The following is a 26,784-nucleotide window of genomic DNA, read 5'->3' on the forward strand; positions in this document are numbered from 1 at the left end:
CGGCTACGGGCACGGCGGGCGATACGGCAGGCCCGGGAAATACCGGTCCCATTCCGCCCTGGCGATCGGCGGATGGGCGGTCCGGCAGATCCGGGCGGCCAGGCGCCCGGGGTCGGTCTCCCACAGCAGCGCCGTGCGGTCGTATCCACCGGTCGCCAGGGTGTGCCCGTCCGGGCTGAACGCGACCGACGACACACGGTCGGAATGGGCCTCCAGGGAGGAGCGCTCCTGGGGGCGGCGGCGGTCGGCGAGGTCCCACAGGCGGGTGACCCGGTCGCTGCCCGCGGTCGCGAGGGTGCGGCCGTCCGGGCTGAACGCGACCATGTTGACGTTGTCGGTGTGTCCGGCGATGGTGACCAGCGGGCCGGGCCGCCGGGGGTCGGTGACGTCCCAGAGGCGGGCCGTGTCGTCGTAGCCGGCCGTGGCGAGCGTCCGGCCGTCCGGGCTGTAGGCCAGCGCGTTGATGCCGTCGGTGTGACCGGGCAGCGCGGCCAGCGGGGCGGGGTGGCGCGGGTCGGTGACGTTCCAGAGGCGCACGGTGTGGTTCCAGCCGGCGGTGGCGAGTGTCCGGCCGTCGGGGCTGAAGGCCACGGCGTTCACCCCGTCGGGGTCGACGGTGAAGCCGGCCAGGAGGCGGGGACGGCGGGGCTCGGCGACGTCGGTGAGGCGGACGGTGTGGTCGAGGCTGGCGGAGGCGAGGGTGTGACCGGCCGGGCTGAAGGTCACCGCGTTCACGTTGGCGGTGTGGCCTTTGAGCACGGCCCGCGAGACCGGGCGGCCGAGGTCGGTGACGTCCCACAGGCGTACCGTGTGATCGTTGCTCGCCGTGGCCAGGACGCGGCCGTCGGGGCTGAAGCCCGTACCCCAGATCTCGTCGCCGTGGCCGGTCAGGACGGAGCGGAGGCGCGGCCGGGCGGGGTCGGTGACCTGCCAGAGCCGCGCGGCGCGATCCTCGCCGACGGTGGCCAGCGTGCGGCCGTCGGGGCTGAAGGCGAGCCAGTAGACGGCCGCGGCGGGGACGGCGAGCGCCGGTCCCGGCAGGTCCCACAGGCGGGCGGTGTAGTCGTCGCTGCCCGTCGCCAGGGTGCGCCCGTCGGGGGTGAAGGCGACCGAGACGGCGTTGCCGGTGTGGCCGGTGAACGTGGTCACGTGCAGGGGGCGGCGGTGGTCGGTGACATCGGTCAGCCGTACGGTGTCGTCCAGGCTCGCGGTGGCCAGGAACCGGCCGTCGGGGCTGAACGCGACCGACCTGACGACGTCCCGATGCCCCTTGATCACGGCGCTCGTGCCGTCGGCGAGGCGCCACAGCCGGGTGGTGCGATCGTTGCTCGCGGTGGCCAGGAGGCGGCCGTCGGGACTGAACGCGACCCAGGCCACGGCGTCGGCGTGCCCGGTGAGCAGGCGGGGCGGCCCTGGGCGGGCGGGGTCGGTGACGTCCCACAGCCCGGCGGCGCGGTCGAAGGCGCCGGTCACCAGCGTGCGCCCGTCGGGGCTGAACGCCACCGACACCACGCCGTCGGCGTGCCCATCGAGCGTGGCCGGCGGGCGGCGGCCGGCGACGTCCCAGAGGCGGGCGGTCCTGTCGCTGCTCGCGGTGGCGAGCGTGCGCCCGTCCGGGCTGAACGCGACCGCGTTCACGTCGTCGCCGTGCGGCAGCGCGGCCAGCTCACGGGGACGGCGGGGATCGGTGACGTCCCACAGCCGGGCCGTGTGGTCCCAGCCAGCGGTGGCGAGGTGGCGGCCGTCGGGGCTGAACGCGGCGGCGTTGACGTTCGCGCGGTGACCGGTGAGCACGGCCAGCGGCTCGGGGCGGTGCGGGTCGGCGATCCGCCACAGCCGGGCCGTGCCGTCGCGGCCGGCGGTGACGAGCAGGTTCCCGTCCGGGCCGGCCGCGACCGCGTTGATCCGATCGGTGTGCCCGGTCAGCCGGGTGGCGTACGGGGTGGCGAACGTGCGCCGCAGGCTGCCGAGCGCGTCGGCGGTGGGCGAGAGCCGGTAGGCGGCCAGGGCGAGCTGCGCGGACAGGGCGGGGTTGGCCGCCCGCACCTCGGCGGCGTCGGCGGCGACCTTCTGCGACAGCGCGATGTCGCGCTGGCCGGCGGCCATCCGCCCGTTGCTCATCGCGTTCACGGTGGTGGTCGTGGCGATGACGAGCAGCACGGCGAGCAGCGCGACCAACTGGCGCAGGCGGCGGGCGTGGCGGCGGGCCGCGGCCTGCTCGCGCGCCTCCGCGGCGATCCCGGCCTCAAGGAACTCCCTCTCCCTGCTGGTCAGAAGGGGGTCCTTGGCGGCGACCCAGTCTCTGGCGACGGCGAGCCGGGTGCCGCGGTGGAGGGCGCCGTCGTCGCGGCCCTCCGCCTCCCACGCCTCGGCCGCCTCGGTGATCTGGCGGTGCAGGCGCAGCCCGTCGCGGTCGTCGGTGAGCCAGCCGCGCAGGCGGGGCCACGACCGGATCAGCGCTTCGTGGGCGATCTCCACGTTGTCGCCGTCGAGGGTGATGAGCCGGGCTCCGGCCAGCTCGTCGAGCAGCCCGGTGTCGCCTTCGAGCTCGTCGCGGGTGACGCGGCGTTTGGTGTCCTCCGTGCCCTCGCCGAGCGCGGTCAGCCGCAGGAACAGTTGCCGGGCGGCGGCCTGCCGATCCTCGCTCAGCGCGGTGTAGAGCGCTTCCGACGTCCGCGCGATGGCGTGGTCGATGCCGCCGGTGGACTCGTACCCGGCCAGGGTGAGGGTGTTGCCGCGACGGCGCCGCCAGGTCTCCAGCAGCGCGTGCGAGACCAGCGGCAGCACCCCGGCCTGGCCGGTGGCCTCGGCGATGAGCCGCGACACCAGCGCGCCCTCCACGCGGTGACCCGACTCGATGGCCGGGCGGGTGATGGCCTGGCGCAGTTCCTCGGTCGTCATGGGGCCGACCAGGATCTGGGCCCGCTGGAGCACCTCGGCCAGGTCGGGGTGGCGCGCGCAGTGGGTGTAGAAGTCGGTACGCACGCCGATGACCACGCGGGTCCGGCTGTCGGGCTCCCGGGCGGCGCTCACCAGCGCGTCGATGAAGGCGGCCGGCTCCGCCGGGTCGGGGCAGAGCGTGAACACCTCCTCGAACTGGTCGACGACGAGCACGAGGTCTCCGGAGGCGCCCTCCTTGGCGGCGACCTGGCGGACGGCCAGCCCCAGGTTGCGGGGGTCGGCGGTGAGGTCCGCGAGCAGCGCGCCCGCCGTGATGCCGAGCCGGGCCGCGAGTCGTACCGCGCATTCGCGGAAAGGATGGGTTCCCGGGGTCACCAGCAGCGCCGGCGCGACCGGCAGCAGACCGGCTCTCAGCAGGGACGACTTTCCCGATCCCGAAGCGCCGAGCACCGCGATGAAACGATGTTCGGACAGTGTGGCACGGATCTTTTCCAGAAGCCGTTCCCGGCCGAAGAACCGGTCGGCGTCTTCCGGTCCGAAACCGGCCAGGCCGACATACGGCGGTCTTTCCCCCGGTGTTTCTCCCGGCTCAGGACCGTTGAATTCCGCGGCCAGCGAAATCCATCGGTCCTGCCATTCCGCCGGGTCCGCGCCGCAGGCCCGTACGTAGGCCAAAGTCACCGCCAAGCTGGGCAGTTTCCGGCCTCCCGCCGCCTCGGAGAGGGTGCCGGCGGAGTAATGCGCGCGTTTGGCGAGTTCGCGGTAGGAGAGGCCGCCCGCCTTTTCCCTTAATCGTCGTAGATCGGCTGCGAACCGTAATAACGCGTCGTCACCGGCGTCTAGTGGCCGTTCGCGGCGAGGCATCGCCACCCCCGTTGTGATCCTCGGCCCGGGCTTCATTGTTCAGCACTTGTTGTTCGGTGTCCACCGCGTGACACCGAACAATCCACCGGCCCTATACCAGCACTCATGACCGCACGCGCACACCTGAGGAAAAGGGAGAGTCATGGCCACAGCCAGACGGTTAACCGGCATGGTCATGGTGGCGACCGCCGCCGCGACCGTGCTCACCGCGCAACCCGCCCAGGCCGCTCAGGCCGCCGCCGACGGCTGCTGGGGCACCGGGCCGACCGTCACCGACACGCTGGGACAGCGGTGGGCGACCCGTTACTGCAACAACTACCGGGCCGGCGATGTCTACAACTACGTCGACGGGCGATGGCAGCCGATCGGCAGGCTGTGGGCCGGCGACAACTGGTTCGTCTGCCAGGCCCACGGGCCGGAGAACCCGCCGGTCGGTGTGTGGGTCAACGACATCTGGCTCTACACCGAGGCCGACGAGGTGTGGGCGGCCGGCGGGTGGGGCGGTTTCCCCGCCACCCACGTGTCCGGCGGTGACAACTACGGCCCCATACCGGGGCTCGACTGGTGTCCCTGGGAAGAGGACGTCCTCCCCGCCGGATCGGGTGGGTGAGCCATGTCGCGCCGTACTCGCATGACGATGGCCGTGCTGCTCCCGCTCGTTCTGTGCGCGGCCGGGCTCAGCCCCGCCCACGCGCGGCCCCCGACGCCCTCGCCGGGCGCCACGTTCGACAAGGTCGAGCCGCTGTCGCCGGACGAAGCCCGCAAGCGGGCCCTGCGCCGGGCCGCCGAGCTCGGCAACCACTCCTACTACGACGCCGACAAGGTCACCGACGACGGCCGGTCGAGGCAGAGCCTGGGCAGGCTGGCCACCACGGCCGCCTTCCCCGCCACGCCGCCGCAGCCGGACACCGGCGACTGCCTGGCCAAGCCCGAGGCCGCGCGCCGGTCGGGCTGGACGTACAACCGGCTGCTGTGGTGCCAGGCGTTCGGCTACAAGGCCGACTACTTCAAGGTCAGCACGAGCGGGCCCCCGACCTACATGGGCAGCGTCATCATCGACTGGCAGATGGCGGCGATGGGCAGCAACACCCAGCGCAGCCTCCGGGTGTTCTGGCGTCCGGTGGCCGGGTCGGTCCGGTACGTCGGCTGGACCACCGCGAACCCCACCGGGCAGCCCTTCGCCGTGCACGCCGAATGCGCCCAGGCCGCGCCGTACTGCTCTTATGCCGGGACCACTCCCAGCAAGTCCTGGAGCGCCTGGAACACCACCACCGACTGGTTCTCGTGGGACCTGACCTCGCCCGCCCAGGCCGGCGACCCCACCCGCGAGAAGATCACCACGCCGGACTGGCACCTGGTCACCGACGCCACGTCGCTCGATTATCCCCTCATCCCGCCGGGCAAGACCGACGACCTGCCGTTCCGGTGCGACTCCGCCGACTACTTCTCGCGCTTCGGCCAGGCGTTCGACCGGGCCTGCGTGTTCACCGACGTGATCCCGCACCTGCAGTACAACCTCTCCAGCGCCAAGCACGGGACCGTCGCCCGGCACATCCAGGACGCCCAGCTCAGCCCGGACACCTCCTACCCCATCGAGTCGCACCGCAAGACGATCCCGGGACGCTGGGAGCCCGACCCCGACCCCGAGTTCGGATCGCTGCACCGGGTGCCGGGCACCGGCGCCATCGCCGCTTCGAACACGACCTGGAAGAACTACGCGTGCAACCGGAACGGCGCCTACAACGCGACGACCGGCCTGCCGCCCAAGACGCCGCAGCAGGAGGCGGAGGGGTGGCAGTGCGACGAGTATCCGTTCCGCTCGACCGCCGAGGGCGCCGGTAGCGGCACCTGGGACTTCTCCGTCCGGTGGGTCCCTGGCACGCAGAACGGCTCGGCCGGCGGCTCGCTGATCGCCTTCTTCTTCGACGACCGCATCCTGCACGTCAACGACCCGTTCTGGGTGAAGATCAACCCCTGATCGCCCGTACCGCCCACGATCTGACTCACGCGGGGGTGTGAATCAGATCGTGGGCGGCCTCGGCGAACGCCAGGACACGCGCGGTCGCGCCCTCGGCCGGCCAGAGCAGCCCCCATTGAAGGGGCGGGGCGTCGCTGAACGGGACGTAGGCGACGTCGGGCCGGGCGTAGTAGCGCCTGGTGTGCGCGCCGACGGGAAAGACACCCTGCCCGGCGCCGATGAGGGTGAGCATCTCGGTGAAGGTGGCGGCGGAGGGGCCCGGCTCGATCGGCCGCCCGGCGGGGGTGGTCCGCGGGGTGCGGTCCGCGCGCAGGGAGGCGGGCAGCGTGTCCGGGAGTTGCAGCAGCCGTACCCCGGCCAGGTCCTCCAGGGAGACCGACGGGCGGTGGGCGAACGCGTGCTGGGCGGGCACGGCGAGCATGCGCACCTCGGAGACCAGCACCGGCCCGGTGACGATGTCAGGCTCGTCGATCGGGAAGGTGCCCAGGGCGATGTCGGCCTCGCCGCTCCGCAGCCAGGGCATCAGGTCGACCATCTGCGCCTCGCGCAGCCGTACGTCGCAGCCGGGCAGGCGCTGCCGGAACAGCTCGGTGACGCCGATGAGCAACTGACCGCCGGCCGCGCCGACGAAGGCGGCCTGGAGGGTGCCGGTGAGGCCGCGGCCGGTGTCGATCGCCCGCAGGAGCGCGGCGCCGATCTGGTCCCAGGCGGGGCGCGTCTCCTCGTACAGCCGCTCTCCCACCGCCGTCAGCCGCACGCGGCGGCTGGTCCGGTTGAACAGCGGGACGCCGACGCGGCGCTCCAGCTTGGCGATGGTCTGGCTGACGCGGGCGGTGGACACGCGCAGGCGTTCGGCGGTACGGCCGAAGTGCAGCTCCTCGGCGAGGGTGAGGAACGCCTCCAGCTCGTGCCGCTCCAGCATGCGCTTCCCTTCATCGTTAACCCAGGCTTCACGATCGTTGCACAGCATCGCGTTGATCCGCGACTCCCCCAGGCCCAGAGTGGAACCACTCAGAACCCCTCTGACCTGTATGGGAGCATGCAATGTCCGTTGTGGACAGGGAGCTGCGGGATCGCGCGGAGATCGTGGACGCGCTGTACCGGTTCGGCCTGGGCCAGGACCTGAAGGACGCGGAGCTGTTCGCCTCGGCCTTCGCCGCCGACGCCGAGCTGGACTTCCGCCCGGCCGCCGCCAAGTGGGGCGCACGACCGCCGGTGATGTCCGGACGGGACACGATCGTCACCATGATCCTGGCCATGTTCACCGGCCGGGTGGACACCACCCACCAGGTCACCAACCCGCGTGTCGTCGTGGACGGCGACACCGCGCGCCTGACGGCGCTGGTCGAGGCCCAGCATCTGCTGTCCGCCGACCACGGCACCTTCGCCCTGCTGAAGAACCCCTATGACGTGGAGCTGGTCAGGGACGGCGAGCGCTGGGTCATCCGCCGCCTGCGCATCGACAATGCCTGGTACACCGGCGACCCCGTCACCATCTTCGGCGCCTGAGGAGACACCATCATGAACAGCCTGCGTTCCGTCGTCCGCGGCCGGGTCCTGCTGCCCGGCGACCCCGGTTTCGACGCCGCCCGCCGTCCCTGGAACCTGGCCGTCGAACAACCGGCGGCGGCCGTGGTCGAGGCCGCGGACGCCGACGACGTCGCCGCACTCGTCCGGTACGCCCGCGCCGCCGGCCTGGGCATCGCCACCCAGCCGAACGGCCACGGCGCCACCGGCCGTACCGACGGCACGATCCTGCTGCGCACCGGCCGGCTCGACTCCCTGCGCGTCGACCCGGCTGCCCGCCGGGCGCGCGTCGGCGCGGGCGTGGCCTCGGGCCGGCTGCAGGCGGCCGCCGCACCGCACGGCCTCACCGGCCTGCCCGGCAGCTCCCCCGTCGTCAGCGTCGCCGGGGTCGCCCTCGGCGGCGGGCTGAGCTGGTTCGGCCGCGCCCACGGCTGGGTCGCCGACAGCGTCACCGCCTTCGACATCGTCGACGCCGAAGGGCGCCCGCGGCGGCTCACCGCCGAGTCCGGCCCCGACCTGTTCTGGGCGCTGCGCGGCGGGGGCGGCGACTTCGCGATCGTCACCGCCCTCGAACTGGCCCTGCACCCCGCACCGCACCTGTACGGCGGGCGGATCTTGTGGGACGCCGGGCACGCCCCCGCCGTCATGGACGCCTACCGGCAGATCACCGCCACCGCCCCCGGCGCGCTCACCGTCTGGCTGGACCTGCTGCACTTCCCCGGCTCCGCGCCCATGGTCGCCGTGGACGCCACCTACCTGGGCGGTGAGAGCGAGGCGCGCGACCTGCTGGCCCCGCTGGACCGCCTCCCGCGGCCGCTGTCGGACTCCCGGCGCGTCATGTCGGTCGCCGAACTCGGGTCCATCATCGCCGAGCCCACCGACCCGGGCGCGGGCGCCTCACGCGGCGAGCTGCTGACCGAGCTGGACGACACCGCGGTCAAGACGCTGCTCGCGGACCCGATCGCGCCGCTGCTCAGCGTGCAGATCCGGCACCTGGGCGGCGCGCTGGCCGGGCCCTCCGACAGCCCGCACGGCCCGCTGGCCGAGCCGTACGCGCTCTACCTGTTCGGCTTCCCCGGCGACGACGTCACCGCCCGGCAACGCGGCCTGGCCGAATCCCTGCCGGTCACCGGCCGTAAGCCGTACACCTTCCTCAACCCGGGTGAGACGGCGGCCGACGCCTTCACACCCGCCGCACTCGCCCGGCTGCGCGCCGTCAAGCGTCACCACGACCCGGACGGCGTCTTTCGCGCCAACTTCCCGGTGAGCCGCTAGCCCACCAGGCCGGACAGGGGGCGGCGGACGGCGGCGTGATCGTCGAAGATGATCCCCAGGCGCACCGGCCGGGTAGGGATGAAAGTCCTCGTAATCGAGTGCTTTGTACCTGTTCATCGCTATGATCTTGAGCGATTTCGGGACCACGAGAATGAGGTGTACGTGAAGCGAGCGACAGTGCGCGGAGCCGGTGTGGTGGCGCTGGTCCTGGCCGGCCTGGTGGGGACCGGCTCCACCGCGCAGGCCGACGTGGAAGAGGCTTTGAGCACCTGCGAGCTGGACCTCTGCCTGTACGAACACGACAAGTTCAAGGGGGCCGAAGAGGAGTTCATGTTCGAGGGGTGGGGCCTCTGCTACAACTCGCTCAGGATGAACAACAAGGCGAGCTCCATGCGGAACAACACCGCCGCCAGGGTGCAGTTCTACAACTCCGCCAACTGCGCCGGCGCCTACGGCTACGCGGCGAAGCCGAGCTCCTCGGACGGAGACCTGACGAACAACGGGTTCGACAACAAGACCAGCTCCATCCGGTACGTCAGGCCGTAAGGAATCAGCGTGTCCGTTCGGCTGCGGAGAGCGGTCGGGGTGCTTCTGGCCGCGACGGCCGCCTGTTCGGCGACGCCGCCGCCACAGGTTCCGCCACCGGGGGCGGAGGCTCGCGCGCTCTCCATCCCCTTCGACCGCTACAACCTCTCGCCGTCGGACATCAGCGTCCTCGAAGGCGCAGAAGAGCTCCTCGTCCGCGACTGCATGCGGGGGCGGGGCATGGCGTGGGAGGTGCTGCCGCGGAGCGCGGCGGAGGACGTGGAACCGGCCAACCGCCGCCGCTACGGTGTCGTCGAACCGGAGATCGCCCGCCTCTTCGGCTATCACACCGCGCCGGACCGCCCCACCGTGGCCCGGCGCGCCGCCGCCGGTGCCGACCGGATGCGCGGCCTGTCGGCGAAGGAACGCCAGGCCGCGTACGGCGAGAAGGACGGCTGCCTGGCGCAGGCGCGGGCCCACCTGGAGCAGGGCGCCCCGCAGGTCGACGAGGCCCTGTTCAACCGGCTCATCTCGGAGACCTTCGAGCGCTCCCGGCGGGACCCGAAGGTCGTCCAGGTGTTCCGTGACTGGAGCGCGTGCATGCGGGAGCAGGGCCGGCAGTACGCCGACCCGCTCGCCGCCGTCACCGACCGGCGGTGGATGACCGACGGTCCCGCCTCCCCGGACGAGAGCCGGGCGGCGCAGGCGGACGTGCGGTGCAAGGTGAAGACCGGCCTCGTCGCCGTCTGGTCCGCCGCGGAGAAACGCATCCAGGACGAGGCCATCAGCGCCCACCCCGCCGAGTTCGAGGCGCTGCGGGCGACCAAGGATCAGCAGCTCTCGGCCGCCCGCGCGGTCCTCGCCCGCGCCTGACCTCGAACCTGGCCGCCGATCGGGAGTCCGTCACGGAGGTCGCGGTGGCCGTGCGCCGGGCACCACGATGGTCCATCTCCGCCGGCAGGGCCGGTCGGGCAGCGACCCGGCCGTCAGCCTGCGCGCCGGCCGCGCCACTCTCACCGCCGCCCGCACCGCCACCCTCGACCGCCTGCCCGCCGGCGACAGATCGGTCAGCGGCGTCCCGCCCGGTTCAGGGCCTCTTCCGCCTGGGCGGCCATCGCGGTGATCAGGTCCTCCGCCGGCGGCAGGTCGGTGATGAGGTCGACGGCCTCGCCCGCCCAGACCGGCAACGGGGTGATCGCGCCGCGGGCCACGTCGTCCTGGTAGTCCTGAAGGGCCTGGGGGTCGGCGGCCAGCTCCGCCTCACGGCCGCGCCAGCGGTCGAGGTAGGGGTGGCCGAGGGTGCGGGCGGGATACTTCGACGGCCAGCCGGAGCCGCGTGCGACGTCCAGGAGGTTGCTCCGCTCGGTGTCCTGGCCGCGCCCTTCGACGATCGCCCGGGTGATCGAGGGATCGGCCAGGGCCTCGACGGTGGCCTGGAAGCGGGTGCCGATGAGCGCTCCGGCGGCACCCAGCACGAGCGCCGCCGCGACCCCGCGTCCGTCGGCGATCCCGCCCGCCGCCAGCACCGGCACCGGCGCCACGAGATCCACCACGGCGGGCACGAACGGCAGCGTGGACCGCCCGTGCGCGGCCCCGTGCCCGCCGCTCTCGGTCCCCTGCGCGACGATCACGTCGGCGCCCAGGTCCACGGCCTGCCTGGCCTCCTCCAGATCGGTGACCTGGAGGATCAGCCGGGCCCCCGCCTCACGGACCCGCTCGGTGTACGGGCTCGGGTCGCCGAAGGACAGCATCACCGCGCTGGGGCCGTGGCTCAGTGCCAGCTCCACGGCGGCCAGGTCGATGCCCCAGGTCAGGAACCCGACACCCCACGGCCCTCCGGTGGCCGCGACGATCGGCACCTCGCGGGCCAGCCATTCCGGGTCTCCGTACGCGCCGCCCAGAATCCCGAACCCGCCGCCCCGGGAGACGGCCGCGGCCAGCGCGCCCCCGGCCGACCCGCCCATCGGCGCCGAAGCGATCGGATGCCGCACCCCGAACATCTCCGTGAACACCGTCGATAACGTCATGGCCGTATCATGCCGCCGGGGTCCGGCAGGTCCGCCGCCGGGGACACTTCACTGGCGTAAGCGCGGAGAGCCGCCGCGATCCACGCGAAAGGCACGAAACCCTCCTCGGGCGGTGTCCCGTTGATCACGGCCACCAGGGACAGGTACCTGCCGTGGGTGACGTCGTACCGGTCGTCCTGGGGCTCCTCGCGCTGGAGCTCCTCGACCACGAGGAACTGCGCGGCCATCCGCTCCAGGAACTCGGCGGTGACCTGTTTCCCGGCGAGTTCGGCGGTCGCCCGCGCGAACCGTACGGCCACCTCCTGGGCCCGTGGAGAGTCCGGCGGCAGCCCGGCACGGTGCTCGGCGATGATCTCCGCCGCGATCTTCGCCCCCGTCGTGTAGATGAAGTCCTGCACCGGCGCGGCGGTCATGATCCGTCCCGGAGGAGTGGCGTAGGTGTCCCGGAGGTAGGCGCGGACCGCGCCGCGGAACTCCTCGTCCTGCACCAGGTCGCCCAGCTCGATCCAGGCTTCGAGCTGGGCGGCGGCAGGGTCCTCCGGCAGCCTCGGCCGCATCGTGCCCAGCCGCTCGACGAAGCCGGGGGCCACGTCGAGGCCCGCGCCGACCTCGTTCCAGAACGCGTCGATGAGCCGCTCACGTTCCTCGTCGGACATCGAGACCAGCCGGTGCATGAGGGCCGCCTGCGCCACCGTGCCACCCTGCCTGACCAGCGTCCGCAGGACGGCCCGCCTGGCCCGCAGGCCGCGCTCCTGACGTTCGACGAGCTCCAGGTGGGCCACGACGAGTTCGTGCAGCGTCGTCTCGCCGCCGAGCAGCCGGCGGATGTCGTCGAGGCCGCTGCCCAGGTCGCGAAGGGTACGGATGAGCTCAAGCCGGGCGATGGCCCGGATGTCGTACAGCCGGTGGCCGGCCTCGGTCAGCCGTGTGGGCGCGACGATCCCGGCGTCGGCGTAGAACCGGATGGCGCTGACGCTCAGACCGGTCCGGCGCGCCGCGTCCCCGATCGTATAAAGCTCGCTCATGTCGCCACTATGGGATCTCAAGCGGCTTGAGATTCAACCCGTTTCGTGACGGCCGATCCCCCATCGTGTGATGAAACGATGACAACGCGGCCGGCCCGCGGGCCTGAATGCTTGCCTGAGGGCCATGCACCCGACGAACCTCTTTCCCGCTGCCGCGCTGCTGGCCCTCGTCCTCACCGGCTGCGGCGCGCCCGCCGGCGACGAACCGGCCGGCGTCAGAGTGTTGTGGATGGGCGACTCCATCGCCGGCGCGCAGGCCCCCGCCCTGGAGGCGGCGCTGAAGGCCGGCGGGGTCGCGTTCAAGAACGCCACGTCCGACGGCGGCGGCACCGTCGTCAGCGGCGGCCACGAGGTGACGACCATGGTGGCCGAGGACACCTGGAAGACGCTGAAGGAGAACCTCACCTCCTTCCGCCCGACGGTGATCGCCTACCAGCTCACCTCCTACGACTGGGGAACCGCCGCCCAGCAACTGTCGGCCTACCGGAAGCTCTCCCAGACGGCCAAGGACGCCGGTGCCCGGCTCGTCCTGGTGTCCGCCCCGCCGTTCAAGATCGACGACTTCTTCGAGCCGTACGAGAGCGCGATCACGCGGGCGCCCGCGATGGCCGCCAAGGCCGCCGACGGCGATCGCGTCCGCTATCTGGACGCCGCCGAGCTGTGGGGCGCCGACCACACCGCGGCCAAGGCCCAGCGCGCCAAGGACGGCATCCACTCCTGCCAGCAGGGGTCGGCGGCGTTCGCCACCTGGTTCGCCAAGCGGCTCGGCGAGCTGACCGGCTTCACCCCGGCCGCCCCGAGCGCCTGGGCCACCGGGCCATGGACCGGCGACGAGCGCTTCGCCAAACTCGGCTGCGGCTGATGGCCCGCATCGGCGCGCTCGACGGGCTGCGCGGGCTCGCCGTCACCGCGGTCCTGCTCTTCCACGCCGGGCACCTGAGCGGCGGGTTCCTGGGCGTCGACCTGTTCTTCGTCCTGTCCGGCTTCCTGATCACCGGCCTGCTCCTGGCCGGGCCGGGACGCCTCGACCTGGCGGCCTTCTGGGGGCGCCGGGCCCGCCGGCTGCTGCCCGCGCTGGCCGTCATGGTCGGGGCGACGCTGGTGCTGGCCTGGGCGTGCGCCCGGCCGGACCTGCTGGGGCCGGCCCTCCAGGACACGCCGTGGGTGGCCGCCCAGAGCGTGAACTGGCACTACATCGGCGAGCAGATCGGCTACTGGGACGCCGCCGGCACCCGGTTGTTCGCCCATCTGTGGAGCATCGGCGTCGAATGGCAGTTCTACCTGGTCTGGCCCCTGATCGTGGCTCTGGCCGGGAGAGGGCGGCGGGTCGCGGTCGTCGCGGTCGCCGGCGCGGTCGTCTCGCTGCTGCTCATGGTCGAGCTGGGGGCGGCCGTGGACACCACCCGCGCCTACGAGGGCACCGACACCCGGGCGTTCTCCCTGCTCCTCGGCGCGGCCGCCGCCACCGTGCCGGTCCGGGACGCCGTGGCCCGGCTGCCGCGCGCGGCCGTGGACGTGATCTGTCTCCTGCTGCTGTGCGGCCTGGGCGCCGCGTGGTCGCTGACCGCCGGGGAGAAGGCTCCGGGGCTGTTCCAGGGCGGGATGTTCGCCCACTCCCTGGCGAGCGCCGTCCTGATCGTGCTCCTGGCCGGTAGGCCGGACGGCCTGGCGGGCCGGGTGGTCGGCAGCGCCGTACCGCGCCGGCTGGGCGAGCTGTCCTACAGCCTGTACCTGTGGCACTGGCCGATCTATCTGCTGCTGCCCAGGCCGGTGGCCGGGCTCGGCGGCTGGGGCTGGACGGCCGTGGCGGCCGGGCTGTCGCTGGCGGCTGCAGTAGTGTCGAAGGTCGCCGTCGAGGATCCGGTACGCCTGCGCGCCCCCTGGGCCACCGGCCGTCGCGGATGGGCGGCGCTGGCCGTCGCGGTGACGACGGCGGTGGCACTGTGGGCGGCGATCCCCCGGCCGGAACCCGGCGCCGGGACGGTCGACGTCGGCAGACTCGACCAGTTGTAGCCGGGACCGGGAGATCATGCCAGACAACGGTGGAAGCGAATGGCGCCGCGCGGTGGCCGCCCTGGTCGCTGCGGCGACGCTGGCCGGCTGCGGGATCACCGACACCGATCCGCAGCCCGCCGGTCAGCCCGTCCAGGGCGGCCCGGCCGAGCGGAGCGGCCGGCTGCTGCGGGTGTACTTCGTCACCCCGCAGGGCGCCTGGCCGGTGTCCCGGCCCGCACCGGGAGGAGACCGGCTCCAGCCGGCCATGGACGCGCTGCTCGCCGGGCCCACGGCGGACGAGCGGGCCCGCGGCCTGGTCACGCAGGTGCCCGCGGCGGCCAAGCCGGTCCGGGCCACGACGGTCAAGGGCCGGGTGCGGCTGCGGCTGCCCTGGCTGGTGCGCGACCTGCGGCCGGCGGCGGTGAGCCAGCTCGTGTGCACGGCCGCCGCGACCTCCGGTGGCGACCCCGTCGTCGAGGTGTACGAACCAGGCATGGGGGCCGAACCCTGGCCGGTCAAGTGCGATGAGAGCGGGTCGGCCGTACCGACCGAACAGGGAGGATCCTCGTGACCCGCGTGCTGCTGATAGAGGACGACCCGGCCGTGCGCCGGGGCGTGAGCCTCGGCCTGCGCCACCGCGGCCACGAGATCCTGCTGGTCGCGACCGGCGAGGACGGGCTGGCCGAGCTGGTCGCGAGCGCCCCCGAGATCGTGCTCCTCGACCTGATGCTGCCCGGCATGAGCGGCCTGGAGACGTGCCGCCGCATCCGCGCCTTCAGCCAGGTGCCCATCGTGATCCTGTCCGCGCGCGACGATGACGTGGACGTCGTCGTGGGCCTGGAGGCCGGCGCCGACGACTACGTGATCAAGCCCGCCAGCAGCGACGTCATCGAGGCCCGGATGCGGGCGGTGCTGCGCCGTACCAGCCCGCCCGCCGCCGGCCAGGCCCGCGCCACGTACGGCGACCTGCTCATCGACCGGGTCGCCCTGCGCGTGCTCAAGCACGACGCCCAGCTCGCGCTGCCGCCGACGGAGCTGAAGCTGCTGCTGTTCCTGTCGGCCGCGCCCGAGCAGACCTTCAGCCGCCAGCAACTCCTTGAGCAGGTGTGGGAGCACACCTTCCACGGCGACTACCGGCTGGTCGACGCGTGCGTGATGCGGCTGCGGGCCAAGATCGAGGACGAGCCGCGCAGCCCTCGCTACATCCAGACCGTACGCGGCTTCGGCTACCGGTTCGGGCCGCTGTGATCCGCCCGTCCCTCGGCCTGCGCGCCCAACTGGTGCTGGCGTTCCTGCTGGTCTCGGTGCTCGGCGCGGTCACCGTCGCCGCGGTCACCTTCCGCCAGGGCCGCACCGCGATCGTGGCCCGCGCCCAGGCCGACGCCCTGCGGGAACTGCGCACCCACCTCACCGCGAGGGTGCCCGACCTGCCCACCGAGCCCACCGAGGCGGACCTGCGCACGCTGGCCCGGCAGCTCGGCACGCGTACCGCTCTTTCCCATCGCGGCGGGCCGCTGATCAGCGCCGGGGCGCAGGCGCCGCCGCTGCCCGCGCTGTTGCGCGCCCGGGCGGCCTCCGCGACCACCGCGCTGGCCCAGCGCTTCCACCACGACGGGACACCCTGGCTGGCCCTGGCCCTTCCCGTCACCGCCGCCGGCCGTCCGCACGACGCCCCGCCGCTCGTCGTCTACGCCTCCTTCTCGCTGGCCTCCCAGCAGCAGGACGTGGACGGCCTGGCGGCCGCCGCCCGCGCCGGAGCGCTGCCCGTCGCGCTGGCCTCGATCATCCCCGCGCTGCTGGCCGCGCGCAGGCTGCTGCGACCGGTCCGGCGGCTGCGTACGGCCGCCGAACAGATGGCGGGCGGCGGTCTGGACACGCGTGTGAACGTCACGGGCAACGACGAGCTGGCCGACCTCGGCCGTACCTTCAACACCATGGCGGCCACGCTCCAGAGCGACGCGGCCGCGCTGCGCGCCATGGAGGCGCGGGCGCGCCGGTTCGCCGCCGACGTCTCGCACGAGCTGCGCACACCGCTGGCGGCCATGAGCGCGGTGACCGAGGTCCTCGACGCCGACGCCGCCTCCGGCCGCCTGGCCCCGCTCACCGCCGAGGCGCTGCAACTGGTCTCCGACGAGACGCGCAAGCTCACCCGCCTGGTCGACGACCTGATCGAGGTGTCCCGCTTCGACGCCGGGGCGGCCGTCCTGCACCTCGACGAGGTCGATCTGGGCGAGCTCGTCGCCAAGACGCTCGCCCTGCGGCACTGGCACGACCGGGTGCGCACCGACCTTCCCGCCGGGCTGCGGGTCCGCCTCGATCCGCGCCGGGTCGATGTCATCCTCGCCAACCTGGTCGGCAACGCGCTCCGGCACGGTGGCACGGCGGTGCTCGTTCAGGTCGCGGCCGAGCCCGGCCGGATCTCCGTCGCCGTCTCCGACGACGGCCCCGGCATCCCCGCCGGCCTGCTGCCGCACGTCTTCGACCGCTTCACCAAAGGGGACGCCGCGCGTGCCAGGAGCGAGGGCAGCGGGCTGGGCCTGGCGATCGCCGCCGAGAACGCGCGCCTGCACGGCGGCACCCTCACGGCGGCCAACGCCCCGGACGGCGGCGCCGTGCTGACGCTCACCCTGCCTCGCTCGTGACAGGCGCGCCGTTCAGGATCTCGACCTCGCCGGTGTCCAGGGAGTAGTACGCGCTGACCACCGCCAGGGCCCCCTTGCCCTCCAGCGGCGCCAGGTCCCGGTTGCCGCGCAGGGCGTCCGCGGTCAGCTTCACCTGGGCCCTGGCCATCGCGTCGGCGGGGTCGTCGCCGGTGGCGTGCTCGTAGGCCGGGCGCAGCGCCTCCGTGATCGCCTGGAGGTTGCCCGGCAGCGACCTGCCCGCCCGCAGGGCTCCGTAGACGGCCGAGACCGCGCCGCACCGCTGGTGGCCGAGCACCACGATCAGCGGGGTTCCGCTGGTCATCGGCCCGTATTCGACGGAACCGGTGATCACGGAATCGACGGCCACCCCGCCGCTGCGCATGACGAACAGATCGCCCAGGCCGGTGTCGAAGACCAGCTCGGGCGGCACCCGGGAGTCGATGCACGACAGCACCGCGCCGTAGGGGCGCTGGCTGGAGGCCAGCAGCTCCCGGCGGGTGGGATCGCGGTCGGGGTGCTGGAGCGCGTTGCTCACCCAGCGCCGGTTGCCCGCCATCAGCCGGTCGTAGGCGGCCTTCGGCGTGCCCGGGTAGGGTCTTGCCACCGGTGAACAGCCGACCAGGCTCGCCGCCGTCAGGGACGCGGCTCCCGTCAGCAGCGATCGTCGGCCTGGACCGTCTGCCCGCATGTTCATGACCTCCACCAGAGAACGAATGGTAATCGTAAAGTAACTCTAAGTGTTCGTTCAAGCGGCGTTCCGTAAAAGGGAGGCGCGGCTCGGGGCGTTCTGGAAACCTGGGGGCAAATGACCTTGAACGAGCCGGCCGGGCCAGAGGCGTTCGGCATTCTGCTGCACAGCGAGGACACCGCCGACGTGTGCCGCGCCCTTGACGACTACCAGCACGAAGAGGCGCTCACCCGGTTCGGCGGGAGCAACCCGCTGGAACCGTTCGCCGACGAGGTGCTCTTCGTCGCGCGCGACCTGCTCGGCCGCCCCGCCGGGCCCCAGGCTCACACGAGCGCCCTGAACGTGCTGCGCAACCTCGCCGAGCACGAGGACGCCGACCTGATCGCCGCCGCCCTCGACGGCGACCCGGGCGTGGACCTGCTGGCGGCGGGCCTGTCGGCGGCCGGAGCCGCCCTGACGGACGGGCCCGAGCCCAACCGTCGGCTGCTGGCGACGGTCATCGCCATCGTTCTCGACGAGGGCCGCGACGTGGACGAGCGGTGCGCCGCCCTGTCGGCCCTGGACTGCGTCGAGGCCCCTGAGGTCGAGGACGCGCTGATCCGCGCGAGCGAGTCGGGCGAGCTGGATCTGGAGATCAGTGCCGCGCTCCGGCTCGCGAGGCCGGGGCGGATCAGGACCCACCGCGAGCGGGTGGAGCGGCTCCTGGCGTCCTGGCCGGAGGACGCGCGCGGGACGAGCCTCGTCCGCGAGCAGCTCGCCGGCTTCCACAGCCTCCACTGGACCGACGCCGAGCCGGCCGGCCCGGAGCTGCGGAGCGCCCTTGAGGAGCTGATGTTCCCGGCCGGCGACGAGGCGTGCCTTGAGGCGTTCCTGACGCTGCTCCGCAGTGACGACCCGGTCGCGGTGGGGATCGCGTTCGACCAGTACGAGCATTGGGAGGGCCTGCGCCGGGTCCTCACCGACGAGAGCTCCGCCGAGCGCCACCTGCCCGAGGTGCTGGCCCGCGCCCGCGAGGAGCTGCGGCGGCCGCCCTCCCCCGCCGAGCTGGCCCCGGCGTGCGGGGTCGGCGCCAACCACGTGAGCGCCCTGAACCTGATCGGCGCGCGTTACGCCACACCGTCGGACGCGGACCTGGTGGTGGAGCACCTCACGCGGGCGGCCTCGGATCAGGTGCGCGACCGGGCGATCTGGGTGGCGTACGGCGTGCTCGACGAGGCGGAGGTCAAGGACCAGCGGGTCATCGACGCCCTGAGCGGCCTGCTGACCCCTCCCTGGCCGCGCTTCTCCCTGGAGAGGGAGCAGGCGATCCGCGTCCTGGCCGACGCGCTCGGGCCGCAGGCCGACGACGTGCTGCTGCGGCTGGTACGCGGCGACGACACCCGGGCCCAGGCCCACGCGGTCTACTACCTGCTCAGGACGGGCGGCCGCGACAGGTACGGCGACCTGCTCGTGGAGGTGGCCGAGAGCTGGGGCGAGCACTCGCCCGCGCGTCCCTGGGGCGAGGACGTCGCCGGCCTGGTGCTCGGTAAGCTGCACAGCGTCTATTGGGAGGGCCTCCGGCTCGCGGACCCCGGCCTGCACCGCGCCCACCGGGAGCTGCGGGTTCCCACCTCCGAAGCGGCCTGCCACCACGCCCTGCGCACGCTGCTCGACAGCGGCGACCAGGTGGCCGTGGGGATCGCGCTGGACCACTGGTGGCACCCGGACGGCATCGCGCGGCACTTCGGCGAGGAGGCAAGGAACGCCGACGCGCCGCTGGTCCTCGACCGGGTCCGGGAGGCGTTGCGGCAGCCTCGGCTCTGTGACAGCCATCTGAGCGCGTTGAACGCCCTGCGCGTCTCCTGGGCGGACGAGGCCGATCTTCTCGCGGACGTCCTGGAGAACGCCGCGAACGACCAGATCCGTGAATGTGCGCTGGAGGCGGTGCCTTCGGAGGATCCCGGCCCGCGGCTGGTGGAGGCGCTGGGGAACGTCGCCTGCGACCCCGGCGTCCGGCTCGGCGACCGCCTGGGCGCCGTCCGGGCGCTGGACGGGGTTCCCGGCTCGGCCGCCGCGCTGGTGCGCGCGACGGGGTGTCCCGAGGTGGAGATCCAGGCGGCCGCCGCCTGGGGGTTGTGCGATGAGGAGATCTTCGACGAGCATCGCGACCTGTGCGAGAGGCTGAGTGCGAAGTGGCCCGCGGACAACGTCCCGTGGGAGGCCGAGCGGGTCCGCGAGCTGCTGTGATGGCGATGCATTCGCTGCCCGCGCAGCCAGGGGCGGAGCCGTACGAGATGGTCGCCCGCCTCTCACCGCCGCACCTGCGGCCGTACGTGCTGGGCTGGGCCGGTTTTCACGCCCGGCAGGGGCGGCCCAGCCGGATGCTGCCGCTCAACGCGGCCACCCTGATCATCGACTTCACCGGCATGGGCCCTCTCGTCACGGGGCCTCGCGCCACCGTGACGTACTCGGCCGATTCGCCGTGGCGGCACGGGATGGCGGCCGGGCTCACCCCCGCCGGGATGTCGGCGCTGACGGGCACGCCCCTGCGCGAGGTCGCCGGGGCGACCGTGCGCCTGGAGGACCTTCTCGGCGCCCGTGCCGCTGAGCTGACCGAGCGGCTGATGGCGCCGGCGAGCTGGGCGGAGCGCTTCGGGTTGCTGGAGGAGCGGCTGACGGCGTGGCTGCGCCCCGACGCCGGCCGCGACGGCCTGATCATGCACGCCTGGCGGCGGCTGCAGGCGCCGGCGGGCCCGCCGACCATCGGGGCGCTCGCCGATGAGCTGGGCGTCAGCCGTCGTTACGTCGAGCTCGGATTCCGCCGGACGGTGGGCCTGTCGCCCAAGACGGTGGCTCGGATCGCCCGGTTCCAGCGGACCGTGGACACGTGGCGGCGGCCGTCGGCCACGCTGGGCGAGGCCGTGGCCTGCGGGTACGCCGACCAGCCGCACCTCACCCGCGAGGTCCGGGCGATGGCGCGGATGACGCCGAAGGAGCTGTTCGCATTCGTTCAATACACCGATCGGCTCACCGGCTAGCGTGACCTTCCGCTCCGGACCGAACGGGTGCCGGGGGACAGGAAGGGGCAACACGTCATGGCAGGCGTTCTCGCGGCCGATCCCACCCTCGCCGACTTCGGCAAGGACCCGCTGTGGATCACCATCGTCAAGGCCGTGATGCTGTTCCTCTTTCTGGGGCTGGGGGTCGTCTTCGGGGTCTGGTTCGAGCGCAAGCTGATCTCGCGGATGCAGAACCGGTACGGGCCCAACCGGGCCGGTAAGTTCGGCCTGCTGCAGTCGGTGGCCGATGCGATCAAGATGGGCCTGAAGGAGGACCTCTTCCCGCGGACCGTGGACAAGATGCTCTACCTGCTGGCGCCCGTGATCATGGTGGTGCCGGCGTTCCTGGCCTTCTCGATCGTGCCGTTCGCGCCGATGGTCAACCTGTTCGGCGTGCAGACGCCGCTGCAGTTGGTCGACCTGCCGGTGGCGGTGCTGTTCATGCTGGCCATGGGTGCCGTGTCGGTCTACGGCGTGGTGCTGGCCGGGTGGTCGTCGCGGTCGCCGTACGCGCTGCTCGGGGGTCTGCGGTCGGCGGCGCAGGTGGTCTCGTACGAGATCGCGATGGGCCTGTCGTTCGTGGCCATCTTCCTGTTCGCCGGCACGCTGTCCACCTCGGAGATCGTCAAGGCGCAGGAGCAGACCTGGTTCGCGGTGCTGCTCATCCCGTCCTTCGTGGTCTACGTGATCTGCATGTTCGGCGAGGCCGCGCGCATCCCGTTCGACCTGCCCGAGGGTGAGGGCGAGCTGGTCGGCGGCTTCCAGACCGAATACTCCTCGTCGCTGAAGTTCGCCCTGATCATGATGGGCGAATACCTGCACACCTTCACCGCGACCGGCATCGCCGTCACGTTGTTCCTGGGCGGCTGGCGGGCGCCGTGGCCGGTCTCCGTGTGGGACGGCGCCAACGTGGGCTGGATGCCGGTGCTGTGGTTCCTCGTCAAGTTCGTGCTGACCTTCGGTTTCATCATCTGGGTGCGCGCCTCGCTGCCTCGCGTGCGGTATGACCAGCTCATGTCGCTCGGCTGGAAGGTGCTGATCCCGGTCAGCCTGGCCTGGATCATGCTCGTCGCGGCCGTGCGCAACGTGGTGGTCAACCGGGAGGACCGGGTGCTCGGCATCGGGCTCGGCGTGGCCGTGGTGATCGCCGCCCTGGCCATCTGGATGCGGTTCGACACCGTCAATCAGCGCCGCAAGGAGGCCGCGAAGGCGCGGGTGGAGGCCGAGTTCGCGGAGCTGTCCGAAGAGCCGACGGCCGGCGGCTTCCCGGTGCCGCCGCTCGACCTGCCGCATTACCACGGTGTCACTCGGCACGACACCGCCCGTTCGGGGAAGGTGGAGGTGGCGCGGAAGTCATGACACGGCGTCACTGGTGGTGTCATGGAGTGCTGCTGTTCGATTCCGGATAAACCACCCAGATGAGGACCCGTGAGCCCGACGAACACCGAGCCGGCGCAGGGCCGGTTGCGCAAGCTCAACCTCACCATGTTCCTTCCGCTGCTCGCCTTCGCCGGGGTGCTGGTGGTGGCGAAGGACGCCCGGTCCTGGTGGGAGGCCCTCGTCCTGGGCGCGGGCGTGGTGGCGGCCCTGGTGGTCTTCGTACGGTGGGCGGCGGGCGACGTCCTGCGCGTCGCGCTGCCCTGCCTGCTCGTGACCGCGGCCGTGTGGCCGTATTCCGTGCTGGTCGCCGGCGGTGGGGCGGGGTTCTTCGGCATCTCCTTCGCGGGCGCCCTCGTCGTCCCCCGGCTGCCGCGCCACCGGGTCGCGGCGGCCATCGCGCTGACCGTCTACGTCGCCGCGGTGGGCGCGTCGAGGCTGCTGGTGGAGCACGGCGACGTCTCCGGGGTGCTGTTCCAGTTCGTCCTGGTCCCCACGGGCATCACCGCAATAGTGCTCGGGCTCATGTTCCCCAACAAACGCTTCTACGACGTCGTCACGGATCTGGAGGAGGCACGGGATCGGGAGGCGGAGCTGGCCGTCATCCGCGAACGGGTCCGCTTCGCCGGCGACCTGCACGACATCCAGGGCCACACCCTGCACGTGGTGAAGCTGAAAACGGCGCTCGCCCAGAAACTCGTGGACAGCGACGCCGAGCGCGCCAAACAGGAGCTGCGGGAGATCCACGCGCTGGTCAGCGAGACCATCACCCAGACCAAGGCGCTCGCCTACGCGCAACGGCGGCTCAACCTGTCCGCCGAGCTGGAGAACGCCAGGAACCTCTTCGAGGCGGCGGGCATCGACGTGCGCATCGACCGCCGGGCGGACGTCGACCCGGGCGCGGGCGAGCTGCTCGGCCAGGTGCTGCGCGAGACCACCACCAACATCCTGCGGCACGCCCAGGCGACGCAGGTGACGATCACCCTGTCGGAATCCAGCATCGCCATCGTCAACGACGGCGCCTCGCGGGCACCCCTGCCCGAGCTGCGCGGGCTGGCCGCCCTCCGGCAGCGCGTCACCGCCGACGGCGGCGAGCTGACGGTCCAGCAGGACGACGGCCGGTTCCTGACCGCCGCGACCTTCCCTTGATCCTGGCCTCATACTCGGTCACAGCCCTTTGACGACTTTGAGGTGAGCAATGCCGGAGACCGTGCTCCGCCACGTCTTCCACGTCCCCGCCCCGCCGCCCGTGGTGCTCGCGCATCTCAGCGAGGCATCGAGCTATGTCGGCCTGTCGCCGCTCGTGGTCGCGGTACGCGACGTGCGCCGGGAGCCCGGCGAGACCCGGTTCGTGTCCGTGGAGCGGTTCCGCTTCTTCGGCTTCGTGACGTACGACAACCTGATCGAGGTGACGTTACGCGCCACCGAGGAGGGCGTCGAGGGCGAGGTGGTCAGCCCTGGCGGGGTGCGGCTCGACTATCGCTTCGGACTGACCCCGGACGGCACGGGGACGGAGATCGAGGACGTGCTGACCGTGCGCGCCACGCTGGGCCCGGTGCTGCGGTACGCCGGCCGCAAGGCCCGCGAGGTGCAACTCGCCCGCGCGGGCATCCTCGCCGGTCGAGCCCCGACACTGACCTGACGCCGGCTGCCCTGGCAGTATCGCTGGTGGGCCAGAGACCAGATCAAGGGCCGGTTCTTCCTTGAGCGGCGGCTCTTCTCCAAAGCGGTCCTCTACGGCCTGTTCTTCCTGCCGGGCCCCCGGTTTCTTCCGTTCGTCGTCATGGCGGTATTCGGCCTCGGCTACCTGCTCCTGCTGCCCAGAAAGGTCGGGCTGCGGCGCAGGCATCTCGCCGCCTACGAATTCCACCCCGACGGCACCTCTTTCGATTCGCCCCGGCCAAGGTTCATTCACATCACCCGCTGAGGTGGTCATGGAGGCTGCGGGCCGCGCGGATGAAGCCGCTCGATCCGGTGCGCGCGGCGATGTCGGCGACCTCAGGGATCACGCCGCGCGCTCCCGCCCAGCCTGCCTTCTCAAGGGCGAACTCCAGCGCCCGGGTATGGGCGGTGCCGGCCCGCTCCCCCGGCCCAGGCAGGAAAACGGCCAGCAGGCCGGTCATGATCTGCCAGACCTCCTGGTGGGCGCCGCGGCGCGCGCACTCGTCCAGTGCCCGCAGCACCTCGCTGGGCTTGATGTCGTGCAGGCGCAGACACCAGCCCAGTTGCCGTCCGCACTCCGTGGCGGGCAGGGCGTTCGTGGCGACCGCCCGCAGCACCAGGTCCCGGCTGTGGTCGGCGTTCCAGCCGTGGTCGGTAAGCAGCATGGCCAGCAGCAGCGCCATCCCCGCGCCCGCGGGGCCGTCCTGGTGGCAGAGCCGGGTCACGTACGGGTGCAGGCGGTTCGGCACCGGCCAGTCCTTGTACGTGCGTGGCATGAGGTGCATGGCCACCACCTCACGGTCAGAGGGCAGCACGAGCCACCACCACGACTCGTAGGAGCCGTGGCGGCTCGACGGGTGGCGGGGCGGGTCGCAGAACAGCGCGTCCACGAACGCCAGTCCTGTCGGCTCCTGCCGGATGCGCGCGCGTGGACGGCGGCCGTACGCGGTGGACCATTCGACGCTCGTCTCGGGTTCCGGCCGGTCCTTCAGCCAGCGCACCAGGGTGGCGCCCGCCTCGGAGGTCAGCCGGGCGGCGCGGGCCGCCACGCCGGGATCCACCTCGCGCGGCAGCCTCAGCAGGGCCTGCCCCAGGTCGGCGGGCAGGGGCTGGACGCCGTCTCGCTCGTAGCCCGCCAGTCTGGTGACCAGCTCGTCGGGGTCGACGTGGCCGGAGGTGTGGGTGGGTGTGGCCAGCAGGTACGGCGGCAGCGTCCCCTCCTGGAGCGCGGCGTGGATCTCGGCGCAGCGCTGCAGCATGGCGTAGTGGGGTGGTGAGACGAGTGCCGGGCTGGGCAGCCGGTTCTTCCGTGTCAGGCTGAGGAAGGGCTGTCCTCCTTCCTGCTGCTGCTCCGTGTCGAGCCGTTCGGTGCCGCCGAGGACCAGGCCCGGCTCGGCGAAGCTCGTCGCGAGGCCGCGGCGCACGCCGGGGGCCAGGATCGCGGGCCTCTCCGGGCTCTCAGCCGCTCGGCCCTCGGGTTCGTGAGCGGGCCGCCCGGATCGCCCGCCGCCGGGGACCGGAAGCTCCTGGCCGGGGGCGGTGGCCTCGCGCAGTAGTGCCTCCGTCCACTGTTCGAGGCGGTGCCACTGATCCGGCCGGTAGAGATCCGTCGTTTCCGCCGGAGGTTTCCTGGAGCCGGGGAGGCGGACGAAGCCGTCGAGCCAGCGTTCGAAGGTGAACTCGTGGTGAAGGTTGCGGAAGGTGCCGGCCAGGTTTTCCACCGCCGGGCCGAGCGGATGGCGGCCGGGCGCCTCGAAGGCCGGCAGCGTGCCCGGCTCGAAGGCGTCGACCAGCGGGGCGTCGGGCTCGACCTGGCCGTACGCCGGGATCAGGCGGGCCGCCAGGTCCGGGGGCAGGACGGCCGCCGCCTCGCGCACCGTCTCCGCGCCGGCGGGTGAGAACCGCCGCGCGTGCTTGACGGCCCAGCGCACCGAACGCTCCCTGACCTCGTACGACTCGCACAGGAACGCCGAGGCGAGCGCGGGCGCCAGGTGGTCGAGGTCGTCGGCGGCGTCGCGGGCGGCCTGGTCGAGCAGGGTCAGGCCGGCCCGCACGAGCTTGCTCTCGGACCGGAACAGCAGCGCCGCCACCGCCTCGTTGACCTCCTCGCCGCTCAACGCGACGCCGGGCGCGCGCAGCCGCCGCAGGGCCAGATCGGCGACCGGGCCGGGGGCGGCGGGCAGCAGCCGCAGGTAGTCACGGACGCGTTCCTGAGTAGGGGCCGGGTCGAGCAGGTCGTGCAGGCGTACGAAGAAGCGCAGGTCGGTGGCGCTGCCGCCGCGCAGGAACCGGCGGACGCACCCTTCCACCAGCAGTTCGCGGTCCACCGGCGCCGCCTCGGTGAGGGCGCGCAGCCAGGACCGGCCGGCAGGGGCGTCGATCCGGTCGTCGCGCAGCGCCCGGCCCACGCCCTCGGCCTCGAACAGCCGTGGGATCAGGTGCCTGGCCAGCGGGTCGCCGGCGAGATCGGGCTCGGAGGACACCCAGGCGACGACGAGCGGCTCGTGACCGGGCGGCTCGGCGCCGGTGCGGCGCAGCAGCTCCAGCGCGAGGGCGACGGTGCCGTTGTCGAGCTGGGGCCGCGTGCCGCGCAGCCGCCCGGCCAGGTGGACGGCGAGGTCGGCCTGCCACTGCGCCGGCCGCGCGGCGATGACCCGCAGCAGCGGCTTGAACGGCATGCGCTGACCCCACTCGGAAAAGTCGCGCCGCAGCAGCCAGTCGGCGACCGCGGCCGCCCCGCCCAGCGTGCCCGCGCCCGCGACACGGAGGGGCCCGATCCAGTCGCCCCGCGCTGTCCAGTCGACGTGCTGCTCATGATGGTGGAAGGGCCCTGCCCACCACCGCCGCTCGGCGGCCTCCTCAGCCATGCCCTGGTCCATCCGCTCCCGGACGAACGCCAGCCTGGCCCGCTCCGCCTCGGCCTCCGCCCGCCGCCGCGCCTCCTCGAAACGCGTGTGAGCGGCCTCGCGCGCCTCGCGGATGTACGGGCGCAACCGGCGGGCGACCTCGCGGCGTTCCTCCGCGCCGAGCCGCAGCACCTCATCGGCCATCAGGGACGCGTCGGCCGCGCCGACGGCCCGCTGGATGCGGGCCCAGCCGCTCACGCTCGCACCTCCACAAGGCAGGTCTTCCGGGGAGGGGCCCAGGCGCGCCTTCGCGCCCGCACGACGGTGGTCATGAAGCGAACAGTAGAGATCGCCACCGACAAACACCCGCTCGTTCCAAGGGACGGAACCACATGGAACGCCCTGACGAACAAG

Annotated in this window: 23 protein-coding genes; 17 read left to right on the forward strand and 6 right to left on the reverse strand. The window is 72.8% G+C overall.

Annotated features, from left to right (window positions below; all coding sequences use genetic code 11):
* Nucleotides 1-3: 3 nt before the first annotated feature.
* The gene (locus C4V41_RS65260; protein WP_327536143.1) at nt 4-3,801 is read right to left on the reverse strand and encodes an nSTAND1 domain-containing NTPase; all 3,798 of its coding nucleotides are present in this window, start codon (nt 3,799-3,801) and stop codon (nt 4-6) included.
* 106 nt (nt 3,802-3,907) lie between these two features.
* On the opposite strand from C4V41_RS65260, the gene C4V41_RS06085 reads away from it, so the two are divergent.
* Both C4V41_RS06085 and C4V41_RS06090 read left to right on the forward strand, forming a co-directional pair.
* Complete coding sequence (locus C4V41_RS06085; RefSeq protein ID WP_146103558.1) at nt 3,908-4,375, forward strand: hypothetical protein; 468 nt, start codon at nt 3,908-3,910, stop codon at nt 4,373-4,375.
* A gap of 3 nt (nt 4,376-4,378) precedes the next feature.
* On the forward strand, nt 4,379-5,743 hold the full coding sequence (locus C4V41_RS06090) for a NucA/NucB deoxyribonuclease domain-containing protein (RefSeq protein ID WP_146103559.1): 1,365 nt from the start codon (nt 4,379-4,381) through the stop codon (nt 5,741-5,743).
* Nucleotides 5,744-5,768: 25 nt separating this feature from the next.
* Here C4V41_RS06090 and C4V41_RS06095 read toward each other — a convergent pair whose 3' ends face one another.
* Complete coding sequence (locus C4V41_RS06095) at nt 5,769-6,665, reverse strand: LysR family transcriptional regulator (protein WP_103954810.1); 897 nt, start codon at nt 6,663-6,665, stop codon at nt 5,769-5,771.
* 122 nt (nt 6,666-6,787) lie between these two features.
* Between C4V41_RS06095 and C4V41_RS06100 the strand changes: the two genes are divergently transcribed.
* The 4 genes from C4V41_RS06100 (at nt 6,788) to C4V41_RS06115 (ending at nt 9,943) form a co-directional block, all read left to right on the forward strand.
* Entirely contained in the window at nt 6,788-7,252 is a 465-nt protein-coding gene (locus C4V41_RS06100) for a nuclear transport factor 2 family protein (protein WP_103954811.1), read from the forward strand.
* 12 nt (nt 7,253-7,264) lie between these two features.
* On the forward strand, nt 7,265-8,545 hold the full coding sequence (locus tag C4V41_RS06105; protein ID WP_103954812.1) for an FAD-binding oxidoreductase: 1,281 nt from the start codon (nt 7,265-7,267) through the stop codon (nt 8,543-8,545).
* Between the two features lie 162 nt (nt 8,546-8,707).
* A complete protein-coding gene (locus C4V41_RS06110) occupies nt 8,708-9,091 on the forward strand; it encodes a peptidase inhibitor family I36 protein (protein WP_160150186.1) in 384 nt (127 codons plus the stop codon).
* Between the two features lie 9 nt (nt 9,092-9,100).
* Entirely contained in the window at nt 9,101-9,943 is an 843-nt protein-coding gene (locus tag C4V41_RS06115; RefSeq protein WP_103954814.1) for a hypothetical protein, read from the forward strand.
* A 194-nt stretch (nt 9,944-10,137) separates the two neighbouring features.
* Here C4V41_RS06115 and C4V41_RS06120 read toward each other — a convergent pair whose 3' ends face one another.
* Both C4V41_RS06120 and C4V41_RS06125 read right to left on the reverse strand, forming a co-directional pair.
* Nucleotides 10,138-11,097, reverse strand: a complete 960-nt coding sequence (locus tag C4V41_RS06120) for an NAD(P)H-dependent flavin oxidoreductase (protein ID WP_103954815.1) — start codon at nt 11,095-11,097, stop codon at nt 10,138-10,140.
* Nucleotides 11,094-12,122: a MerR family transcriptional regulator gene (locus tag C4V41_RS06125; protein ID WP_103954816.1), complete on the reverse strand. Its 1,029-nt coding sequence runs from the start codon at nt 12,120-12,122 to the stop codon at nt 11,094-11,096. Before C4V41_RS06125 ends, C4V41_RS06120 begins: the two co-directional genes overlap by 4 nt.
* A gap of 124 nt (nt 12,123-12,246) precedes the next feature.
* Here C4V41_RS06125 and C4V41_RS06130 point away from each other — a divergent pair, with 124 nt between their 5' ends.
* The 5 genes from C4V41_RS06130 to C4V41_RS06150 are packed head-to-tail and all read left to right on the forward strand — an operon-like array spanning nt 12,247 to nt 16,759.
* Nucleotides 12,247-12,984, forward strand: coding sequence for an SGNH/GDSL hydrolase family protein (locus tag C4V41_RS06130; protein ID WP_103954817.1), 738 nt, complete (start codon nt 12,247-12,249; stop codon nt 12,982-12,984).
* Entirely contained in the window at nt 12,984-14,135 is a 1,152-nt protein-coding gene (locus tag C4V41_RS06135; RefSeq protein WP_235029938.1) for an acyltransferase family protein, read from the forward strand. The genes C4V41_RS06130 and C4V41_RS06135 overlap by 1 nt, the downstream gene beginning before the upstream one ends.
* Before the next feature lie 16 nt (nt 14,136-14,151).
* Complete coding sequence (locus tag C4V41_RS06140) at nt 14,152-14,688, forward strand: GerMN domain-containing protein (protein WP_200823789.1); 537 nt, start codon at nt 14,152-14,154, stop codon at nt 14,686-14,688.
* A complete protein-coding gene (locus tag C4V41_RS06145; protein WP_103954819.1) occupies nt 14,685-15,365 on the forward strand; it encodes a response regulator in 681 nt (226 codons plus the stop codon). The genes C4V41_RS06140 and C4V41_RS06145 overlap by 4 nt, the downstream gene beginning before the upstream one ends.
* The gene (locus C4V41_RS06150) at nt 15,362-16,759 is read left to right on the forward strand and encodes a sensor histidine kinase (protein WP_235029939.1); all 1,398 of its coding nucleotides are present in this window, start codon (nt 15,362-15,364) and stop codon (nt 16,757-16,759) included. The genes C4V41_RS06145 and C4V41_RS06150 overlap by 4 nt, the downstream gene beginning before the upstream one ends.
* On the opposite strand, the gene C4V41_RS06155 is transcribed toward C4V41_RS06150, so the two are convergent.
* Nucleotides 16,740-17,453, reverse strand: a complete 714-nt coding sequence (locus C4V41_RS06155; protein WP_235029940.1) for a carbonic anhydrase — start codon at nt 17,451-17,453, stop codon at nt 16,740-16,742. The genes C4V41_RS06150 and C4V41_RS06155 overlap by 20 nt on opposite strands.
* A 111-nt stretch (nt 17,454-17,564) precedes the next feature.
* Between C4V41_RS06155 and C4V41_RS06160 the strand changes: the two genes are divergently transcribed.
* From C4V41_RS06160 to C4V41_RS61690, 6 genes are all read left to right on the forward strand, one after another.
* The gene (locus C4V41_RS06160) at nt 17,565-19,673 is read left to right on the forward strand and encodes a hypothetical protein (RefSeq protein WP_103954821.1); all 2,109 of its coding nucleotides are present in this window, start codon (nt 17,565-17,567) and stop codon (nt 19,671-19,673) included.
* Nucleotides 19,673-20,464 carry a helix-turn-helix domain-containing protein gene (locus C4V41_RS06165; protein WP_103954822.1) on the forward strand — a complete coding sequence of 264 codons (792 nt, stop codon included), beginning with the start codon at nt 19,673-19,675 and terminating at the stop codon, nt 20,462-20,464. The genes C4V41_RS06160 and C4V41_RS06165 overlap by 1 nt, the downstream gene beginning before the upstream one ends.
* A gap of 57 nt (nt 20,465-20,521) precedes the next feature.
* Nucleotides 20,522-21,844 carry an NADH-quinone oxidoreductase subunit NuoH gene (gene nuoH / locus C4V41_RS06170; RefSeq protein ID WP_103954823.1) on the forward strand — a complete coding sequence of 441 codons (1,323 nt, stop codon included), beginning with the start codon at nt 20,522-20,524 and terminating at the stop codon, nt 21,842-21,844.
* Nucleotides 21,845-21,913: 69 nt separating this feature from the next.
* On the forward strand, nt 21,914-23,011 hold the full coding sequence (locus C4V41_RS06175) for a sensor histidine kinase (RefSeq protein ID WP_235029941.1): 1,098 nt from the start codon (nt 21,914-21,916) through the stop codon (nt 23,009-23,011).
* Between the two features lie 49 nt (nt 23,012-23,060).
* The gene (locus C4V41_RS06180; RefSeq protein ID WP_103954824.1) at nt 23,061-23,504 is read left to right on the forward strand and encodes a hypothetical protein; all 444 of its coding nucleotides are present in this window, start codon (nt 23,061-23,063) and stop codon (nt 23,502-23,504) included.
* 141 nt (nt 23,505-23,645) lie between these two features.
* Entirely contained in the window at nt 23,646-23,789 is a 144-nt protein-coding gene (locus C4V41_RS61690; protein ID WP_160150187.1) for a hypothetical protein, read from the forward strand.
* On the opposite strand, the gene C4V41_RS06185 is transcribed toward C4V41_RS61690, so the two are convergent.
* Nucleotides 23,779-26,628 carry a DUF7824 domain-containing protein gene (locus tag C4V41_RS06185; RefSeq protein WP_103954825.1) on the reverse strand — a complete coding sequence of 950 codons (2,850 nt, stop codon included), beginning with the start codon at nt 26,626-26,628 and terminating at the stop codon, nt 23,779-23,781. The two genes, C4V41_RS61690 and C4V41_RS06185, sit on opposite strands and share 11 nt — an antisense overlap.
* Nucleotides 26,629-26,784 lie beyond the last annotated feature (156 nt).

Source organism: Nonomuraea solani (assembly GCF_900108335.1).
Taxonomy (GTDB): Bacteria; Actinomycetota; Actinomycetes; order Streptosporangiales; family Streptosporangiaceae; genus Nonomuraea; species Nonomuraea solani.

Excerpts from the sequence above, each read along its gene's own strand:
- C4V41_RS65260 (WP_327536143.1), bottom strand. The coding sequence starts at position 3,801 with ATGAAGCCCGGGCCGAGGATCACAACGGGGGTGGCGATGCCTCGCCGC.
- C4V41_RS06085 (WP_146103558.1), top strand. The coding sequence starts at position 3,908 with ATGGCCACAGCCAGACGGTTAACCGGCATGGTCATGGTGGCGACCGCC.
- C4V41_RS06090 (WP_146103559.1), top strand. The coding sequence starts at position 4,379 with ATGTCGCGCCGTACTCGCATGACGATGGCCGTGCTGCTCCCGCTCGTT.
- C4V41_RS06095 (WP_103954810.1), bottom strand. The coding sequence starts at position 6,665 with ATGCTGGAGCGGCACGAGCTGGAGGCGTTCCTCACCCTCGCCGAGGAG.
- C4V41_RS06100 (WP_103954811.1), top strand. The coding sequence starts at position 6,788 with ATGTCCGTTGTGGACAGGGAGCTGCGGGATCGCGCGGAGATCGTGGAC.
- C4V41_RS06105 (WP_103954812.1), top strand. The coding sequence starts at position 7,265 with ATGAACAGCCTGCGTTCCGTCGTCCGCGGCCGGGTCCTGCTGCCCGGC.
- C4V41_RS06120 (WP_103954815.1), bottom strand. The coding sequence starts at position 11,097 with ATGACGTTATCGACGGTGTTCACGGAGATGTTCGGGGTGCGGCATCCG.
- C4V41_RS06125 (WP_103954816.1), bottom strand. The coding sequence starts at position 12,122 with ATGAGCGAGCTTTATACGATCGGGGACGCGGCGCGCCGGACCGGTCTG.
- C4V41_RS06130 (WP_103954817.1), top strand. The coding sequence starts at position 12,247 with ATGCACCCGACGAACCTCTTTCCCGCTGCCGCGCTGCTGGCCCTCGTC.
- C4V41_RS06135 (WP_235029938.1), top strand. The coding sequence starts at position 12,984 with ATGGCCCGCATCGGCGCGCTCGACGGGCTGCGCGGGCTCGCCGTCACC.
- C4V41_RS06140 (WP_200823789.1), top strand. The coding sequence starts at position 14,152 with ATGCCAGACAACGGTGGAAGCGAATGGCGCCGCGCGGTGGCCGCCCTG.
- C4V41_RS06155 (WP_235029940.1), bottom strand. The coding sequence starts at position 17,453 with ATGAACATGCGGGCAGACGGTCCAGGCCGACGATCGCTGCTGACGGGA.
- C4V41_RS06160 (WP_103954821.1), top strand. The coding sequence starts at position 17,565 with ATGACCTTGAACGAGCCGGCCGGGCCAGAGGCGTTCGGCATTCTGCTG.
- C4V41_RS06165 (WP_103954822.1), top strand. The coding sequence starts at position 19,673 with ATGGCGATGCATTCGCTGCCCGCGCAGCCAGGGGCGGAGCCGTACGAG.
- nuoH (WP_103954823.1), top strand. The coding sequence starts at position 20,522 with ATGGCAGGCGTTCTCGCGGCCGATCCCACCCTCGCCGACTTCGGCAAG.
- C4V41_RS06180 (WP_103954824.1), top strand. The coding sequence starts at position 23,061 with ATGCCGGAGACCGTGCTCCGCCACGTCTTCCACGTCCCCGCCCCGCCG.
- C4V41_RS61690 (WP_160150187.1), top strand. The coding sequence starts at position 23,646 with ATGGCGGTATTCGGCCTCGGCTACCTGCTCCTGCTGCCCAGAAAGGTC.